Below are 16407 nucleotides of genomic sequence, written 5' to 3'. Positions count from 1 at the left end.
CTCCGTCGGACGAAACGCTTTTGATTCATCTTATATGTAAGTTGTTCGTTCGACTCTTTAGCGTTACGACAACAGTACGAGCCGCCACGTTCGACGTTCAGTGACCTCTAGTATGGCGATGAGCGACGAACATATTCGACTGTCGTCATGTCCTGTTAGTAACACAATATATATACGCAATCCGTGACATTCTATTGTAGAATGGGACTCCTCGACTCGTTTGGTGCGCTTGCAAGTAGTATCATCGCTGCAATTGTCATGCTTCTCTTTGCTGTTCTGAGCCTGTTTGTCACCGTGTTCATCGTCGATGCGGCCGCGGCCATCGGTGGACTGGAACCGAGCGACGATTTCGTCGTCCTCGGTGCGTCGTTGCTGGCGTCGGCGGCGATTATCGCTGGCGGTGGCCTCTCGACTGTCGAGTAGTGTTTCTGTTGCTGACTGGCTTCCAGTGAATACAAGCGACTACAGACCGTTCTATCCTGTATGAATCACCTTTCGACCGCCGGAAACGACGAGTGGCGACTGCCCCGGCACGCCCACGTCATCGTCCACGAACAGGAGGAAGGCCGTGAGTTGGTAACAATCTACGACTGCGGAGCAGCACAGAAGCCCCCATCGGCGCAACTCATCGGGAATCTGGTCCGAGTCGACGCCGAGCATGAACGCCTCGTCCAGCCGAACGGTTACATCGTCAAGCTTCGTGAGGAGGCGACCCTCGAACGACAGGCTGAGGACCACTGGGTCGTCCGGGCTTAAACACTCGATAATATCATTCATTAATCACAATGTATTTTCGTATATTTAGGATAACACATACTACATCGTGATATAAAGATTGATTACGCATGACAGGGTTTTATCCGGTATTCAAGCCAGTACAGGCGTATCTAACCAAACGTCCCCTCTGGGTTGGCCTGTTCGCCTTGGAGTAAGACCATGTGTAAAAAGCCGAGTACGATTCCCAGGAGATTCCGAACTGCATCGACTTCCACAGATGGTGAGAGACCTACCGGGGAGAAGACAGACCGGCGGCTCCTCTGTGATGGCGGCACTCCACAGCCGGACACTGACGAGCCAGCCCGAGACGGTACATCCGAAGGGAGCGACCGCGACACCGACGGAGACGACGGCCGGGCGAAGGGTCCAGAGACCGACGACACTGCCGAGGTGGGTGTCCTCCGGAAACTGGTTCCGTCAGTCGTCCAGGAGAACCTCTTGGTCAAGGTGGTGGCTGGCATGTTGCTGGTCATCCTTCTCGGTGGGCTCGTCAGCGGCTACTTCTACCTTGGAATCAGTTCTGAACTCGACAGCGAAGTCGACCGTCAGATAGAGGCGACGACAATCAATCACGACAATTCCTACAGCAACTGGTTCGATAATCGCCACGACGAATTTGCAAGCCTGCGCACCGAGGCCGGTAGCAGTACAGACTTCCAGACGAGAAACCCGTCTTTCTTGATGTCACAGTTGCGTACGCCCGTCGCGTCGAGCGAGAACTTCCGGGCTATCCACTACATATCGACAGACTCCGGTGCAGTCACGGGCAGTACGGCCAGCGAGTTCGTCGGCGAGAACATCTACGACATGGGGTACGACCAGGCCCTGTTCGACCGGTCAGAGTTCGTGCTGCCGTCGACATACACTGCCCCCGACGGGACGGAAGTGATGGCGCTCGGCTGGGGAATACCCGCCTCTGACAAAGTGTTGCTCGCCGAACTCAACGCCTCGGCTGTCGGTCCGCGAATCGAACAGTCGATAGAGGGAGCAACGACAACCATTCTCGGTCCCGACGGAGAACGCATAACGGGTGGGGAGTACACCGCAACGATGCCCGAGGTAGCCAACGGGACGACGATGGAGTCGAACAACGGGACGATTTTCGCCTACCGACCGCTGAGTACGAACGAGAACCTGACAATCGTCAACCAGTCTCCACAGGACACGGCGTTTTCGCTCCGTGAAGAGGTACTCCAGAGTTTCGTGGTGACGATGCTGTTGACGTTCGTCATCCTCATCGGTGTCACACTGGTCGGCGGGCGACTGACTACCAAGGAACTCGAACGGCTGGTCGACCGTGCCAGAGCGATGGGCGACGGTGACCTGGACGTGGAACTCCAGACGACCCGACGGGACGAAATCGGTGACCTCTACGAGGAGTTCGACACGATGCGCGTCCAGTTGAAAGACCGCATCTCCGAGGCACAGTCGGCCCTCGACCGCGCAGAGACCTCCAAGAATAACGCCGAGAAAGCCCGCGAAGAGGCTCAGAAAGCCCGCGAGCAGGCCGAGCAGATGAACCAACACCTCGAACAGACTGCCCAAGAGTACAACGAGGTGATGCAAGCCGTCGCAGAGGGTGACTTCACCCGCCGCATGAGTACCGACAGCGAGAGCGAGGCGATGGTCCACGTCGCCGAGGAGTTCAACAAGATGGTAGACGAAATCGAGCAGACGCTAGTGGACGTGATGGCCTTCGGCGAGGATGTCGCCGAGTCGAGCCAGGATGTGGTCGTCGGTGCCCACGAGATAGAAGACGCGAGTCGGACAGTCAGCGACAGCACCCAGGAGATATCGGCGGCGACAAACGAGCAGACAGACAGCTTGGGCGAAGTCTCCTCGGAGATGAGCAATCTCTCTGCGAGCATCGAGGAGGCGGCGTCCTCGGCGGCACAGGTCGCCGGAACCGCAGAAGAGGCCGTCGAGCGGGGCGAGGAAGGACAGCAGGCGGCTACGAGCGCAATCGAGGAGATGGCCCGCATCGAGGACCAGACCGAACAGACCGTCGAGAAGATTGGGACACTCGACGACCAGATGGACACTATCGGCGAGATTGTCTCCGTGATTACAGAGATAGCTGACCAGACGAACATGCTGGCGCTGAACGCGAATATCGAGGCCGCCCGCGCCGGTGAAGCAGGCTCCGGGTTCGCCGTCGTGGCAAATGAGGTCAAACAGCTCGCAGAGGAGACCCAGGAAGCCGCGGCCGAAATCGAGTCGATAATCGAAGAGGCACAAGAACAGACCGACGAGACCGTCTCCGAGGTCGAGGAGACCAGTCAGGCGGTCGACCGCGGCGTCGAAACCGTCGAAGAAGCCCTGAGTGCGCTCGAAGAAATCGTCGCGAAAGTCGAGGACACGAACCGGGGTGTCCAAGAGATAAGCGAGGCAACCGAAGACCAGGCCGACGCGACCCAGCGGGTTGTCTCGCGCGTCGACGACGTGACACAGTTGAGTGAAGACGCCGCCACAGAGGCCGAACACGCCGCGGCGTCGGCCGAGGAACAGACCGCATCTGTCTCCTCTATCGTCGACCAGACCGAATCCCTCCAAGACCGGGCGACTGCACTCGTCGACTCCCTCGACGAATTCGAGGTAGAAGCCGACACTACGAACGTCGAGACGCTGTCTGAGGACTAACGGACTGGAGCGACACGGCTTTTGACCGGCCGACACAACGGCCAGTATGGACAACGAGCACCACCAGCGCGGCAAACGACCACGGCGACTGCGAACCGACGGTATCAGACCGCTCGTCAGCGAGACCACGCTCTCGCCGCGGGACCTCATCGCGCCGGTCTTTATCGACGCGACGACCGAGGAGCGCCAGCCAATCGAGTCGATGCCGGGCCACGAGCGCGTCCCGCTCGACGACGCTGTCGCCCGTGTCGAGGAGGTCCGGGAGACCGGTGTCGAGGCGGTCATCCTGTTTGGCATCCCCGAGGAGAAAGACGAGACCGGGTCGCGTGCCTGGGCCGACGACGGAATCATCCAGCGCGCGACCAGGCGTATCGCCGACGAGACCGATGCCTACGTCCTCACCGATGTCTGTCTCTGTGAGTATACGAGCCACGGCCACTGTGGTGTCCTCGAAGCGAGCGCGCCCGAAGACGCACACGTGACCGTCGACAACGACGAGACGCTTGCCCTCCTCGAAAAGATTGCACGCAGCCACGCCGAGGCTGGGGCAGACATGGTCGCACCGTCCGGCATGATGGACGGCATGGTCGGTGCGATACGGACGTCTCTGGACGGTGCCGGATTCGAGCAGATTCCGATTATGAGCTACGCGGCGAAATACGAATCCGCGTTCTACGGGCCCTTTCGGGACGCGGCCGACGGCGCACCCGCTTTCGGTGACCGCCGCCACTACCAGATGGACCCCGCCAACGCCCGAGAGGCCTCCCGTGAAGTGAGTCTGGACGTCGAACAGGGCGCAGACGTGTTGATGGTCAAGCCTGCGCTCCCGTATCTCGACGTTATTGCCGACGCTCGCCGCGAGTTCGACCACCCTGTCGCGGCATACAACGTTTCCGGCGAGTACGCGATGTTACACGCCGCCGCCGAGCAGGGCTGGCTGGACCTCGACGAGGTCGCCCACGAATCGCTGCTCTCTATCAAACGGGCGGGGGCCGACCTCATCCTCACGTACTTCGCCGAGACCGTCGCCGAACAACTCTGAGCGTTCCTGTTATCCTTTTAGAATTGTCTGTAAAACGTTTCGTTCGGTTACAATCCGTCTTGGATAGTGGTCACGGAGACCTGTGGTCGCGTGAAATCAGCAAAAACAGTCAGTGCGGGCAAAACTGACCGAACTGGAGACAACTGTCCTGGGGCACTATTATACACCAGTGCATAGGCTGTAACGACGATGATGACTCGCCCACGTCCCCACCACGCGACGCATCTGCCCGACGACGGCCACGCAGACGCCGGGCCCGAAACCGAGGCCCGTCGCCGTGCAGCAGAGGAAGCCGCGGAGCTAGTCGCCGCGACTCTCGAAAGTAGTCGCCGCTGAGTCGGCTCTCAGCCCTCGTCGAGTAGCGTTTCGGTCAGGCCTTCGACATCTTCGCCGCTGAGTGCGGACCGCACGAGCAACTGGCCGCCGATGACGGCCGGACTCAACACCGTGTCAGCCCCTGCACGCCGGAGTTTGTCGACGTTGTCGCGTGAGGTAGCGCCGGCGACGATGCGCGCCGCTGGATTGAGCTCCCGTGCGGTGAGTATCGCGAGTGCGTCCTCTGCGTCGTTGTTCGTGGCGACGATAACCGCTCGTGCCCGGTCGATAGCGACGGACTCGAGTGGCTCTTGGTCGCTCGGATTACCGATATGGACGCCCACGTCCCGCTCACGGAGGCGGCGTGCCTGTTCGGCGTCGTCGGTAACGACAACAAATCGCACGTCGCTGAGTTCTTCGAGAAGTGGTTCGGTCAACTCGCCGTAGCCGAGTACCACGATGTGGTCCTCGAGCAAGTCGTACTCTGTCTCTGTCATGGTTCCGAGTGCGCGTTCGAATCTCGCTTCGAGGGCAGGCCCCAGGACCGAACCGAGCGCGACCGCAAAGCTGACAGTCCCGAGGACAACCAGCGACACCGAGAACAGTGTCGCCTCTTCGGACGTTGGCGTGATATCTCCGTAGCCGACGGTACTGGCAGTCACAATCGTGTAGTAGAATGCGTCGGTGACGCTCTCGATTTCGACGAACTCCTCGCGTAGCGTGAACGAGCCGACTGTCCCGTAGGCCAGCGTTCCGACGAGGGCGAGTACCGCGGCAATCTGTGCGTTCGAGAACGTAATCGGCCGGTCGAATCGGCTGTAGTTGACGGCGACAATCGGCAATGCGAGCAACGAGAGAATAACTAGGGGAAGCGAGTAGACACTCGCCTGGACGATACCCTGGATGGCCGCGACCGGAAGCAACACGACGGTACCGTACCAGCCGACCCGTAGCCGGCGGTAAAGCTGTCTGGAAAATAGCAGGAGAACGAATCCTGTCAGTGTGCCGGTAAAGCCAGCCGTCTGCTGGACAATCTCCGGGATGTACGACGAGAGCGGGCCGACAACGACACCGGTCGTGATGTTTGCAAGCCCCGTCGCGAGCGAGAGCAGCGCAGACGAGACCGCGAGCGTAACCGCTGCCCGCACACCGACCAGCCGGTGTATCCGTCTCGTGCTGTCTGCCATACCTGTGCCTGGCGGGGCAACGACTTGAACGTACTGTCCCGGAAGCCACAGACACATATTTGATAACGGAAGAAATCCCTTTTAGGGTCGGTACTCTGATACTACATATGGCATCGTTTCCGGCGGAGATACTACTCGGCATCTATCTGGGGCTACTCGTCGGAATCATCCCGGCGCTCGTCTCGTGGGGTCTCGGATTCTCGTTTAAGTACGTGACCGGGGTGACGCTACCGGGATTCGGTGTGACGATACTGGCTATTGCGCTCGCCGGGGTCAATGGCGGTCTGCTGGCACTCGCCGACCAGTCGGTTCTCGCCGCGCCGAACGCACCTCGCATCGTCACGGCTATTCTCGTTATCGGCATGCTCTCGCTGTACGCCCACAGCAAGGGCGACCAGATGGCCGCTGATTTCCCCCGACGGCTCTCGCTGTCTCAGCTTCGGGACAAGACGCTCTCGCGGGAGCTTGCAGATTTCGTCAACGGCGGCGAGGAGGTCCGCGTTCGAGTGAGCGGTGAGATCTCGGATATGGAGGGATACCCGCCATTACCCGAGGAGTTGCGTGCGCGCCTCCGAAACGCAGAGGTGAACCTACCCGCAGACCTCCGGCTTGGCGAGCTCGAACGGCGTGTCGAGGACCGCCTCCAGACCGAATACGACCTCGGTGACGTGGCGGTCACCGTCGACGAGCAGGGTCGCGCGACCGTCGTCGCCGCGCCGCCGTTCTCCGGACTCTCGAAACGGGTCGACCACAACCGGCATGCAGTGTCGGTTTCGGGGCTGATTCCGACTGGTCTGGTACACGGTGACGAGGTGACCGTCATTACGCCCGACGCACAGGTTCGGGGAATCGTCGTCAGCGCGCAGGCCGACACAGTCAACGACTCCACACCAGACATCGACCCCTCCTCGAACGACCGCGTGGCAGACGACGAGTCTGCCCGACCGGTCCGGAAGCCAACGACAAGCGGGGGCGAGGGCCGCATCACCGTTGCGGTCAGGCGGACGGACGTGCAGCCGTTACTCCGGGCGAGTGAAGTGAAAGTCGTGGTCGAACCCCGCGGAACTCGTCGCGAGTTCGAGGTTATCTCGATGTTGCGACGCGCGGAGAACCGGTTTCGGCGGGTCGCCGTCGGGCAACACGGTGAGTTGACAAACCGGCGGCTCGGGAGCATCGACATCGAGGAAACCTACGGTCTCTCGGTGCTTGCGGTCCGGAAATCGGACGGCTGGCTCGTGACACCGGACGGCGACACCACACTCGACGCCGGAGACGAACTCTTTGCGGTCGGGCCACGGGACGCGCTCGAAGAATTCGAAGCCGCAGACGCACGGACGGGTGAGTCGGCGATATGACGTCGACACCTGACCAGATAGTGACGGCGGCGACGGAGTTACTCGGGCTGGCACTACTCGCCGGGGCACTGGCCGCGGTGGTCGCGCTTGGATACCGGTGGGCTACGCGCGAACGGGTTCCGCTCGGGCTTGCGGTGCTCGCTGGCCTCGCCGGCGTCGCGGCGTATCTCAACACGACGTCGGTCCTCGGGCAGGTGATAGAAGGTGATATGGGGACCGTCCAGACCGCACTGTTCAACGTCGGTGCGTTCCTCTCCGGCGGAGTCGGCGCAGTTGTCGGCCAGCGATGGGGCAACGCGTTTGCCAGAGACGTGCTTCACGGCGGGGAACGCGAGGCGGTCGACGAGGAGGTGTCGCGGCTAGTCAAGACAGTCGGTCGCGTCACCACGGTGACGATGCCCCACGAAATCGATGATGTCGTCGGGTACGACCCTGTCTCTGAGCGAACCCGCGACGCGATTGCCGGCCGTCAGTTCGTCTTCCCACGAAACCTGACCCTCACAGAACTCGACCGCCGTATCCGGACACGGCTCAAGACCGATTTCGGTGTCGGCACTGTCGACCTCGACCTCGCGTCTGATGGCACCGTCGACCACCTGGCGGTCGGGAGTCGCGCCGCAGGCATCGGTCCGACACTGCCGTCTGCGACCAACGCTGTCGCTCTCAGGGCGGACCCTGCGTTCGACGCGAGTACCGGCGACGTAGTTCAGGTTTGGGAGACTGACTCGATGCGCCGAGTCCTTACGGGCGAACTCAGGGGCGTGTCGGGTGACGTAGTGACAGTTGCTATCAACTCTGCCGACACGCCGAAAGTCGACCCGACACGGACCTATCGACTCGTGACGTTACCGGTCGAAGACCGCCCGGCACGCGAGTTTGCCTCCTTGCTCCGGGCCGCAGACGAGAGCTATGCCTCTGTCACCGTCGAGGCTGGGAGTCCGCTCCACGGGATGCCCGTCGGCGCACTTGCCGTCGCCGTCGCCGCTGTCACACCCGAAGAGAACGGACCGACGACGCTGCCCCCCCGGGACTACGTGCTCGAACCCGGCGAAACGCTGTCGGTCATCGGTCTGCCGGCGTCCCTGCGGAAACTCGAAGACGCCGCGACGCCGCTCGACCCCGCGCTTGTCCCCGACAGCGAACCAGCGGTCGCCACCGACAGCCAATCCGCCGACACTGTCGAGACTGCGCCCGACCCCTCCTCAGAGTCCGCGTCGGAACCTGTCGAGGAGACAGAGACCGACCCGAGCAGTATCGCCGACACGGTGGCCGACCCAGACGATTCTCCGGCAGAGACAGCTCCCACAGACGCGGATTCGGGCGTCACCGCGCAGGCTGATTCACCCTCCTTCGACGACCTCAAATCCGAGTACGAGGAGGGAGATGGCTGGGACGAGGACGACGACGAGGACGAAGACGAACCAATCGAACAGATTGTCGAATCGTCCGACTCAGACGCGTCGGTCTCCCAGTCAGCCGACGATGGCGACAGCTCCTTCGAGGACCTCAAATCCGAGTTCGAGTCCGGTGAGGCCGACTGGGCCGAGTCCGACGACGAGGAGACAACAGCGGTGGCTCAGGACGACCCCGGCAGTGATGACGACCTGGTGAGCCTTGACGACGCAGATATCAGCTTCGACGACGAGGACAACGACGACTTCGACGGTGGGTTCGACGACGGCGACGGCTCTGGAGCGGACTCCCCGGAGGACGACATCACGTCCCTCAGTGTCGAAGAGGACGATGACGACGGACTGTTCGACGACGACTCGCTGGACGATGACAGCCTCTTCGAAGACGACTCTGCAGACGAGACACTATTCGACGACGACACAGAAGATGAGGACCTCTTCGATGACGAATCAGATGACACAGACGAGGACACCGAAGAAGACGACGACGGCGGGGACGATGACGATGACGACGACGGCGGCGGGTCGACGTTCGCACAGCTCAAAGAAGAATTCGAGTCTGGCGACGCGGACTGGGAAGACGACATCTCGGACAGCCCCGGCGGCGACATGCGACTCGACGAGTGACCGCGGCGACTACTGTCCGGAAACCGCTTGGAGCGAGTGCTTGTACCAGGCACACCCCAGAACCATTAAGCCGAGACCATACAGGGGGAGAACGGCCGAGCCACCGAGTGCGTAGCCAACGCTGTACAGCGGCTCCGGCAGCCCGGAGAGCCCTTCGACGACCGCTTCTGCGCTAATCGTGGCCGACAACAACACGCCGCCGACGAGAAAGAGAAGCCGGCTGTACCCGTCAGTCCAGAGGTACAGCAGCGTTATCATCGGTAAATAGAGCAAGACGAGATACCACCGTAGCGATGGGATGACTGTCACCATCGCAGCGAGAGTGACAAAGATAGCCATCTGGCGCTCGATAGGTGTCTCGACGTGGCGATAGAAGTAAGCGACGACGCCCGCGATACACGCCGTCGAGACTCCGAAGATGACACCGTACGGGGCGTCCGGCCAGAGCGCGGCGACGAGCCACGAGGCTGGCTGTTGGACAGTCACGTAATACGTCCCGTCGACGGGATAGCCACCGACGAACGCGCCCGTATCCGTTCGTCCGGTCAACACCTCCGTCAGATAGTGGACCGTGGTATCCGGGCCAAACCCCACCAGCCCGAACAACAATCCGCCCAGCCCCGCCGCGATTGCGGCACCGACCGCCCGCAGTCGCCGACGACGCAACAGCCAGAGCCCCACCAGTGCCGGGAAAACCTTGAACAGCGCTACAGTGCCGAAGGTGGCACCCGAGAGAACCTCACGGTCGCGTTCGAGCGCCCAGAGTCCGAACACGACCCCAAGCGCCAACAGCAGGTTGATGTTGCCAAAGAAGATCGTCCCGAAGACGTGTGTCGAAATCACCAGTGACAGCAAGATGAGCCCCACGTCCAGCCATCCGAGTGCTGGCCCGTACGATTCGACGTAGTCGACAATCAGTGCCGTGGTGACGACAGCAGCCACGACAGACAATCCCGTCAGCACCGCGTATCCGGTCTCCCATCCGACGAGTGTAAACGGATAAAACAGCGGAACCGTCCCCGGTGGATAGAGATAGACCGCCCAGTCGAAGGCGGCAGACGGTGCCGTGTCGTAGAACGACTGGCCGTCGAGTGCCAGTTCGGCGGCGTGGTGATAGGTCCGGTAGTTAACCCCCATCATCTCGCCGGGGTTCCAGGCAGTGATGCCAATCTGGTCGCGGATGAAATAAGAGCGTAGCCCTCCCGGGAGCGTCGCGACTAGGACGAGCCACGCTCCGAGAAAGCGGCGCGTGACCAGCGGGCGACCCCGGACCGTGGGGATGACCATACGGCTCGGTGTGTCCCGTTCGTACTTAAACAGCCTGCGTTCGGGGTGGCGGTAAAAAGAAAGGGCGCCTCAGTACGAGCGTTCCTTGGGCTCGTACGTCTGCTCCTCGCCTTCGAGGATGACGGGCTTGTAATAGAGGTCAGTTTTCCCGTCGTTCCAGGCGTACATCGTGTGTTTGAGCCACTCGTCGTCCTTGCGCTCTTGGTGTTTCATCCGCCAGTGTGCGCCCCGGAACTCCTCGCGGGCGAGTGCGCCGACAGTGATTGCCTCGGCACAATCGATGACGTTGCGCGTCTCGATAGTGTGGAGGATGTCCGTGTTGTAGGTGCGTGAAGGGTCACGGACCGCAACCTCTTGGTACAGCTCGCGGGCCTCTCGGATGTCCTTAAGAGCCTGCTTGAGGTTGCTCTCCTCGCGGAAGACGTTCACGTTTTCGGTCATCGTCTTCTGGACTTTCTCGCGCACGTCGGCGTGGTTGATGCCGTCGCGTTCAAGCAGCGTCTCGACGCGTTCGCGCTCGGCCTCGACCGTCGCTTCGAGCACGTCCTGTGGGGTTGCCAGCTCGCCGCCGTCGGTCGCGACCGGGTCGGGGTCGGCGACGCCACCCAGGTTGACTGGGGCGTCGATAGAGCCGTTCTCGGATTTTGCGCCTGGTCCGGTCGGAATCTCCGGCTCCTCGCCGACAGCGCCCGCCACGTGGCGACCGGCCCGCGAGCCAAAGACCATCAGCTCGGGAAGCGCGTTGCCACCCAGACGATTCGAGCCATGGAGGCTGTAACAGGCACACTCGCCGACGGCATACAGGCCGTCGATGCAGGTCTGCCCGTACTCGTCGACCTCGATGCCGCCCATCTGGTAGTGCTGGCCGGGCTTGACCGGCATCGGTTCGTCGAGACCGTCGACGCCCTCGAAGTCCTCTGCCAGGTGGAGGATATTCTCCAGCCGGTCGAGGATGCGTTCCTCACCGAGGTGGCGCATGTCGAGGTGGACGTACTCGTCTTCGATGCCTTTGCCCTCGTTAATCTGGGTCAGCTCAGCACGCGAGACAACGTCACGAGAGGCGAGTTCGCCCTCGTTGTTGGCGTAACCGTGCTCGAACATGAACCGCTCTTCCTCGTCGTTGTAGAGGATACCACCTTCGCCACGGACACCCTCAGAGATGAGAACACCCGTCGAGGGAAGCGTCGTCGGGTGGAACTGGACGAATTCCATGTCCTCCATGGGCGCGCCAGCCCGGTAGGCCATGGCCTGTCCGTCGCCGGTACAGGCGATTGCGTTCGTCGTGTGGTCGAAGACCTCGCCCAGACCGCCGGTGGCCAGGATGACGCCGTCACGCGCGTAGAAGCCGTGAATTTCGCCCGTCGCGATTTCGTAGGCGACTGCGCCGTAACAGGTCCGCTCGTCGGGGTCGTCCTCTTCGGTGACCGCTAGCTGGCTCACGTACCACTCGTCGTAGACCTCGATGCCCCGTTTGACGACCTGCTCGTACATCGTGTGCAGCAGGTGGTGACCTGTCTCCGCACCGGCGTAGGTCGTCCGTGGGTGCGAGAGACCGCCAAAGGGACGCTGGGAGACGGTCCCGTCTTCCTCGCGCGAGAAGGGCATCCCCCAGTGTTCGAGTTGGATGACCTCGTCGGGTGCCTCCTGGGCGAAGGCATCGATAGCAGGAGCGTCACCGAGATAGTCAGACCCCTTCATCGTGTCGTAGGCGTGCAGGTCCCAGGAGTCTTCGGGGTGCAACGCCGCGTTGATGCCGCCCTCGGCCGCGCCAGTGTGGCTGCGGACCGGGTGGAGTTTGGTGACGAGTGCCACGTCGGCACCCTCTTCGTGCGCTTCGATTGCTGCCCGGAGGCCGGCGCCGCCGGCGCCGACCACGATGACGTCGTGTTCGTGCATGGTTACCAGAATTTGAGGTTGCTCTTGACCGCTTCGCGTTTCAGTTCCTGTATGTGCTCGGTCAGCGGGATGTCTTTCGGACAGACCTCCGTACAGGAGAACTGGGTCTGACAGCGCCAGACGCCGTGTTCCTGTTCGATAATCCGGAGACGGTCTTCTTTCCTGTCTGTGCCCTCGCGTTCGTCCATCGCGAACCGGTAGGCCTTGTTGATTGCTGCCGGGCCGAGATACTGATTGTCGCCCGCCGCCACGTTACACGAGGACATGCACGCCCCACACCAGATACACCGTGTCGAGAGTTTGACCTTCTCGCGGTTTTCTGGCGTCTGGCGCTGTTCCTCGCGCTCGCCGTCGGGCAGTTCGTCGGGGTCGAAGTAGGGCTCGACGGCGTGCATCTGCTCGTAGAAGTGCTCCATGTCCACCACGAGGTCTTTGACGACCTCCTGATGTGGGAGCGGCTCGATGCGAATCGGCCACTCCAGGTCGACCATCTGGGTCTTACAGCCCAAGCGCTGCTTACCGTTGATAAAGAGGGCGTCGGACCCACAGACGGCCTGCCGACAGGAGTGGCGGAACGTGAGCGAGGAGTCGTACGTGTCCCGGGCGTAGATTAGCGCGTCGAGCACTGTCATCCCCTCGAAGAACGGCACCTCGAAGGAGTCGAAGCGGGGTTCTTCCTTTTCGGGGACCTCCGGGTCGTACCGGAAGATTTTGAGCTCGACCGTCTCCTCGGCTTCGTCGAGCAGGTCACTTTTCTCCTGCTCGCGTTCGCGCTGGAGTTGCTCTTTTTTCTCGCGCCGTCGCTCGCCCGGTGACTGTTCCTCGGTCTGTTCTTCGGTTTCGGTCTCGGTTTGCTCTGTAACCTGTGTACTCATACTGTCCTCCGGTTAGAGAAATCCGTTCATGTGCAAGGCGACGTACGTCCCCTGTCCCACCAGCAACACGCCCGCAAGCGTGAGGACGCCAGCGACGACTCGCCGCTGGGTTCCTTTGAGTCCCTGGTTGATGAGCGCGTTGTAGACGCCGTTGATGCCGTGGAACGCGGCGGTGACGAGGAAGACAACCATCAGCGAGAAGTACCCAATCTGGTCCATCCGCGCCTGCGTTCCCATGAAACTAATTTCGGCGGCGTGGTTGACGAAGTGCAACAGGACGAAGTGAAAGCCTAGGGCTCCGACGAGGAACACCGCTGTCAGGCGCTGGAAGAGCCACCGCCAGGTCCCGCGCTGGAACGAGGAGTAGTGTTCTGCCATCAGAATACACCTCCGAGGAAGGTCGGAATACTTGCCAGTGCAATCACCGCGGTGAGGACAAGCGAGGCATAGAAGCTCTTGTCCTGGCTGCCGAGCCCGATGCCGAGGTCAACCATCAGCAGTCGGACGCCGTTGAGAATGTGAAAGACGGCGACCGCCAGCAGACCAATCTCTAAGAACCGCACGATAACCAACTCTTCTAGTCCCTGTAGCGTGTCCGTGTACATCTCGGGCGACTGTGTTGCGGTACTCAACACGGCGATATGCGTGAACAGATACCCGATGAGTATCCATCCCGTGAATTTGTGGAGTACCCAGGCCCACATACCCGCAGAGAACTCCTGCCACCGACCGAAGCTCTCTACGGTCCCGCGGTCGTAACTCGAACTCATACGTGCGGCACTCAGGAGCGAACCAACAAAGATGTTTCTACACATTCGAAGCGTATCGGCGGGTATACTGTCCGGAAACGAACAGTTCGACACCTTCTCCGACGACCGATAGCGAAACACTGGTAACAAACCGCATGCTCGTTTCGAGTATGTCTGACGAGCGGATTTCGGGTAGCGAGCTTGAAGATGCGCTGTCGGCTATTGCCGACGAATCCAGGATTTCGATTCTCCAGGCGTTGTGGAAACTGGACGGAGCAACGGCATCGTTCTCTGCGCTGCACGACGCCACGCCGATAACAGACTCGGGACAGTTCAACTACCACCTCGGCAAGCTTCGGCCGGAGTTCGTCCGCAAACAAGAGGAGGGGTACAAGCTTACCACGGCGGGACGGAAGGTAATCGGCGCGGCAGTCTCTGGCCGATACACCGACAACGACGTGTCTGTCGACCCTGTCCAAGCCGGTGAGTGTCCCGACTGTGGCGCGGTACTGGAAACCACCTACAAGGATGGTACCGTTTCCGTCGCGTGCACGGACTGCGGGAACGCGCTCACGAAGGGCCTGAACGCCCCTCCGGTACTCGCTACCAACACCGACGCTGAGAATCTCCCGCAACTGTTCAGTCGCCTGGTTCTGACACGATTCCAGCGCATGGCGCGTGGATTCTGTCCACTCTGTGGCGGACACACCGGACGGTCGCTGCTACGGGATATCGATGCTCCCGACGACTTCGACACACCGTTACCGTGGCTCGAACTGAGGTGCCTCGCTTGTGACCACCACATCGCACAGCCGGTTGGTGCGCTGGCGTTGGACCACCCTGCTGTCATCGGATTCCTCTTCGAGAACGGGTTAGATATCAGAACAACACCGCTGTGGGAGTTCGACTGGCTCACCGACGAACACGCCACGGTGACAAGCGAAGAGCCACTCCGCGTCGAGATTACAATCGACCTCGGGGACGCCGGGATGTATCTGACACTCGACGAGGAGTTGACTGTCGACTCGTATGAACGGCTGAATCGAGAATCTGCCTAACAGAGGGTATTTACTCGGCAAATGCCCGCAAGACGCCCTGGCCGTCGGTGTTCCCGAGGTCGGGGAGAGAGACACGCTCGGGGTGGGGCATCATGACGGCAACGGTCTCTCGTTCGCCGACGATGCCCGCGACGTTGTGTTTCGAGCCGTTAGGGTTCGCCTCGTCGGTGACCGTCCCGTCCTCGTTACAGTATCGAAAGAGAACACGGTCGTCGGATTCGAGCGCGTCGAGCTCGTCGTCCTCTATTTCGAACCGTCCTTCCCCGTGAGCGATGGGGAACTCGACAACGTCACCTTCCTCGTAGGCCGCCGTCCACGGCGTCGAGGCGGTCTCGACGCGGAGGTGAACGTGTTCACACTGGAACCGCGCGCTTTCGTTGATGGTGAACGCACCAGGTGTAAGCGTCGCCTCACAGCCAATCTGTGCGCCGTTACAGATGCCCAGAACCGGTGTCCCGTCCTGTGCTCTCTCGCGCACCGCGTCGAGAATCGGCGACTGCGCAGCCATTGCACCCGCTCGGAGGTAGTCACCGTACGAGAAGCCACCAGGAAGGACGATGCCATCGACCGACTCGGGCAGGCCGTCCTCGTGCCAGACGAGGTCGGCGTCGATACCCAGCGCATCGAGCGCCCGTACCGTATCTCGGTCACAGTTGCTGCCGCCGAACTGGATGACAGCGACCGTCATCGTTGCTGGAGTGACACCTCGTAGTCGTGGAGCGTGGGGTTTGCGAGCAGGCGCTCGGTCATCTCGGTCACGCGCTCGCGGGCACGCTCCTCGCTGTCGGCGTCGAGTTCAATCTCGAACTGGTCGGCCGAACTGAGCGAGTCCAGCTCGAACCCGAGGCGTTCGAGGGCGCGCTGTGTCGTTTCGGCTTCCGGGTCGAGGACCCCCTCTTTGAGGCGGACGGTCACCGTTGCACTGTAGGCGGTCATCGGTTGAACGCGGGTGTGCCCTATCGAAAACGCTTGCGGTTCGAAGCTACTCGACCCAGTCCGTCGGCCGGCCTGCGAGTCCCCGGGTTCGGAGTCTGTACCGTTGCTGGTCGGCCTCGACTGTGTCCTCCTGTGTCGTGGGGTCGAGCGCGAACACTTCACAACGCGTAGCCGCCTACGTCGCTTCTCGCACGATATCGATAGTTTCGGCCAGGCGCTGGTCATCGGCGAGTGCACCGAGAACTGTCTCG

General features: G+C 61.4%; 16 protein-coding genes. 8 read left to right on the top strand and 8 right to left on the bottom strand.

Going from position 1 to position 16407, the window contains the following annotated elements:
- Window positions 1–201 precede the first annotated feature (201 nt).
- The 5 genes from BLR34_RS03560 to BLR34_RS16855 all read left to right on the top strand — a co-directional run bounded on the left by BLR34_RS03560 (window position 202) and on the right by BLR34_RS16855 (window position 4795).
- The gene (locus tag BLR34_RS03560) at window positions 202–423 is read left to right on the top strand and encodes a hypothetical protein (RefSeq protein WP_092699521.1); all 222 of its coding nucleotides are present in this window, start codon (window positions 202–204) and stop codon (window positions 421–423) included.
- Window positions 424–483: 60 nt separating this feature from the next.
- Window positions 484–756: a hypothetical protein gene (locus BLR34_RS03555; protein WP_092699519.1), complete on the top strand. Its 273-nt coding sequence runs from the start codon at window positions 484–486 to the stop codon at window positions 754–756.
- A 180-nt stretch (window positions 757–936) separates the two neighbouring features.
- Entirely contained in the window at window positions 937–3417 is a 2481-nt protein-coding gene (locus BLR34_RS03550; RefSeq protein ID WP_092699517.1) for a methyl-accepting chemotaxis protein, read from the top strand.
- A gap of 46 nt (window positions 3418–3463) precedes the next feature.
- Entirely contained in the window at window positions 3464–4459 is a 996-nt protein-coding gene (hemB, locus tag BLR34_RS03545; RefSeq protein WP_092699515.1) for a porphobilinogen synthase, read from the top strand.
- Window positions 4460–4648: 189 nt separating this feature from the next.
- A complete protein-coding gene (locus tag BLR34_RS16855; RefSeq protein WP_176765231.1) occupies window positions 4649–4795 on the top strand; it encodes a hypothetical protein in 147 nt (48 codons plus the stop codon).
- 8 nt (window positions 4796–4803) lie between these two features.
- Here BLR34_RS16855 and BLR34_RS03540 read toward each other — a convergent pair whose 3' ends face one another.
- The gene (locus BLR34_RS03540; RefSeq protein ID WP_092699513.1) at window positions 4804–5961 is read right to left on the bottom strand and encodes an NAD-binding protein; all 1158 of its coding nucleotides are present in this window, start codon (window positions 5959–5961) and stop codon (window positions 4804–4806) included.
- A gap of 107 nt (window positions 5962–6068) precedes the next feature.
- Here BLR34_RS03540 and BLR34_RS03535 point away from each other — a divergent pair, with 107 nt between their 5' ends.
- Window positions 6069–7316 carry a potassium channel family protein gene (locus tag BLR34_RS03535; protein WP_092699511.1) on the top strand — a complete coding sequence of 416 codons (1248 nt, stop codon included), beginning with the start codon at window positions 6069–6071 and terminating at the stop codon, window positions 7314–7316.
- Window positions 7313–9355 (top strand): DUF8167 domain-containing protein, encoded by a 2043-nt coding sequence (locus BLR34_RS03530; RefSeq protein WP_176765230.1) that lies wholly within the window; start codon window positions 7313–7315, stop codon window positions 9353–9355. The genes BLR34_RS03535 and BLR34_RS03530 overlap by 4 nt, the downstream gene beginning before the upstream one ends.
- A gap of 9 nt (window positions 9356–9364) precedes the next feature.
- Here the strand turns inward: BLR34_RS03530 and BLR34_RS03525 are convergent, their stop codons facing one another.
- From BLR34_RS03525 to sdhC, 5 genes are all read right to left on the bottom strand, one after another.
- Window positions 9365–10642 carry a glycosyltransferase family 87 protein gene (locus BLR34_RS03525; RefSeq protein WP_092699509.1) on the bottom strand — a complete coding sequence of 426 codons (1278 nt, stop codon included), beginning with the start codon at window positions 10640–10642 and terminating at the stop codon, window positions 9365–9367.
- A 69-nt stretch (window positions 10643–10711) separates the two neighbouring features.
- Window positions 10712–12538: an FAD-binding protein gene (locus BLR34_RS03520; protein WP_092699507.1), complete on the bottom strand. Its 1827-nt coding sequence runs from the start codon at window positions 12536–12538 to the stop codon at window positions 10712–10714.
- 2 nt (window positions 12539–12540) lie between these two features.
- On the bottom strand, window positions 12541–13413 hold the full coding sequence (locus BLR34_RS03515) for a succinate dehydrogenase/fumarate reductase iron-sulfur subunit (protein WP_092699505.1): 873 nt from the start codon (window positions 13411–13413) through the stop codon (window positions 12541–12543).
- Window positions 13414–13425: 12 nt separating this feature from the next.
- Window positions 13426–13791: a succinate dehydrogenase/fumarate reductase transmembrane subunit gene (locus BLR34_RS03510; RefSeq protein ID WP_092699503.1), complete on the bottom strand. Its 366-nt coding sequence runs from the start codon at window positions 13789–13791 to the stop codon at window positions 13426–13428.
- Window positions 13791–14183, bottom strand: a complete 393-nt coding sequence (gene sdhC, locus BLR34_RS03505; RefSeq protein ID WP_092699501.1) for a succinate dehydrogenase, cytochrome b556 subunit — start codon at window positions 14181–14183, stop codon at window positions 13791–13793. The genes BLR34_RS03510 and sdhC overlap by 1 nt, the downstream gene beginning before the upstream one ends.
- Before the next feature lie 149 nt (window positions 14184–14332).
- Here sdhC and BLR34_RS03500 point away from each other — a divergent pair, with 149 nt between their 5' ends.
- The gene (locus tag BLR34_RS03500) at window positions 14333–15220 is read left to right on the top strand and encodes a DUF7351 domain-containing protein (RefSeq protein ID WP_143414124.1); all 888 of its coding nucleotides are present in this window, start codon (window positions 14333–14335) and stop codon (window positions 15218–15220) included.
- Window positions 15221–15230: 10 nt separating this feature from the next.
- On the opposite strand, the gene purQ is transcribed toward BLR34_RS03500, so the two are convergent.
- Both purQ and purS read right to left on the bottom strand, forming a co-directional pair.
- A complete protein-coding gene (gene purQ / locus BLR34_RS03495) occupies window positions 15231–15908 on the bottom strand; it encodes a phosphoribosylformylglycinamidine synthase I (RefSeq protein WP_092699497.1) in 678 nt (225 codons plus the stop codon).
- Window positions 15905–16156: a phosphoribosylformylglycinamidine synthase subunit PurS gene (gene purS, locus BLR34_RS03490; RefSeq protein ID WP_092699495.1), complete on the bottom strand. Its 252-nt coding sequence runs from the start codon at window positions 16154–16156 to the stop codon at window positions 15905–15907. Before purS ends, purQ begins: the two co-directional genes overlap by 4 nt.
- Window positions 16157–16407: the final 251 nt, after the last annotated feature.

Origin of the sequence: Halovenus aranensis (assembly GCF_900100385.1) — an archaeon.
GTDB classification, from domain to species: domain Archaea; phylum Halobacteriota; class Halobacteria; order Halobacteriales; family Haloarculaceae; genus Halovenus; species Halovenus aranensis.
The sequence above is the reverse complement of the archived record's forward strand: the minus strand, read 5'-3'. Positions and strand labels throughout refer to the sequence as shown.

Coding starts and splice junctions, on each gene's coding strand:
- BLR34_RS03550 (WP_092699517.1), top strand. CDS start 937: ATGTGTAAAAAGCCGAGTACGATTCCCAGGAGATTCCGAACTGCATCG.
- BLR34_RS03555 (WP_092699519.1), top strand. CDS start 484: ATGAATCACCTTTCGACCGCCGGAAACGACGAGTGGCGACTGCCCCGG.
- purS (WP_092699495.1), bottom strand. CDS start 16,156: ATGACCGCCTACAGTGCAACGGTGACCGTCCGCCTCAAAGAGGGGGTC.
- BLR34_RS03530 (WP_176765230.1), top strand. CDS start 7,313: ATGACGTCGACACCTGACCAGATAGTGACGGCGGCGACGGAGTTACTC.
- BLR34_RS03510 (WP_092699503.1), bottom strand. CDS start 13,791: ATGGCAGAACACTACTCCTCGTTCCAGCGCGGGACCTGGCGGTGGCTC.
- BLR34_RS03535 (WP_092699511.1), top strand. CDS start 6,069: ATGGCATCGTTTCCGGCGGAGATACTACTCGGCATCTATCTGGGGCTA.
- hemB (WP_092699515.1), top strand. CDS start 3,464: ATGGACAACGAGCACCACCAGCGCGGCAAACGACCACGGCGACTGCGA.
- BLR34_RS03540 (WP_092699513.1), bottom strand. CDS start 5,961: ATGGCAGACAGCACGAGACGGATACACCGGCTGGTCGGTGTGCGGGCA.
- BLR34_RS03525 (WP_092699509.1), bottom strand. CDS start 10,642: ATGGTCATCCCCACGGTCCGGGGTCGCCCGCTGGTCACGCGCCGCTTT.
- sdhC (WP_092699501.1), bottom strand. CDS start 14,183: ATGAGTTCGAGTTACGACCGCGGGACCGTAGAGAGCTTCGGTCGGTGG.
- BLR34_RS03520 (WP_092699507.1), bottom strand. CDS start 12,538: ATGCACGAACACGACGTCATCGTGGTCGGCGCCGGCGGCGCCGGCCTC.
- BLR34_RS16855 (WP_176765231.1), top strand. CDS start 4,649: ATGATGACTCGCCCACGTCCCCACCACGCGACGCATCTGCCCGACGAC.
- BLR34_RS03500 (WP_143414124.1), top strand. CDS start 14,333: ATGTCTGACGAGCGGATTTCGGGTAGCGAGCTTGAAGATGCGCTGTCG.
- BLR34_RS03560 (WP_092699521.1), top strand. CDS start 202: ATGGGACTCCTCGACTCGTTTGGTGCGCTTGCAAGTAGTATCATCGCT.
- BLR34_RS03515 (WP_092699505.1), bottom strand. CDS start 13,413: ATGAGTACACAGGTTACAGAGCAAACCGAGACCGAAACCGAAGAACAG.
- purQ (WP_092699497.1), bottom strand. CDS start 15,908: ATGACGGTCGCTGTCATCCAGTTCGGCGGCAGCAACTGTGACCGAGAT.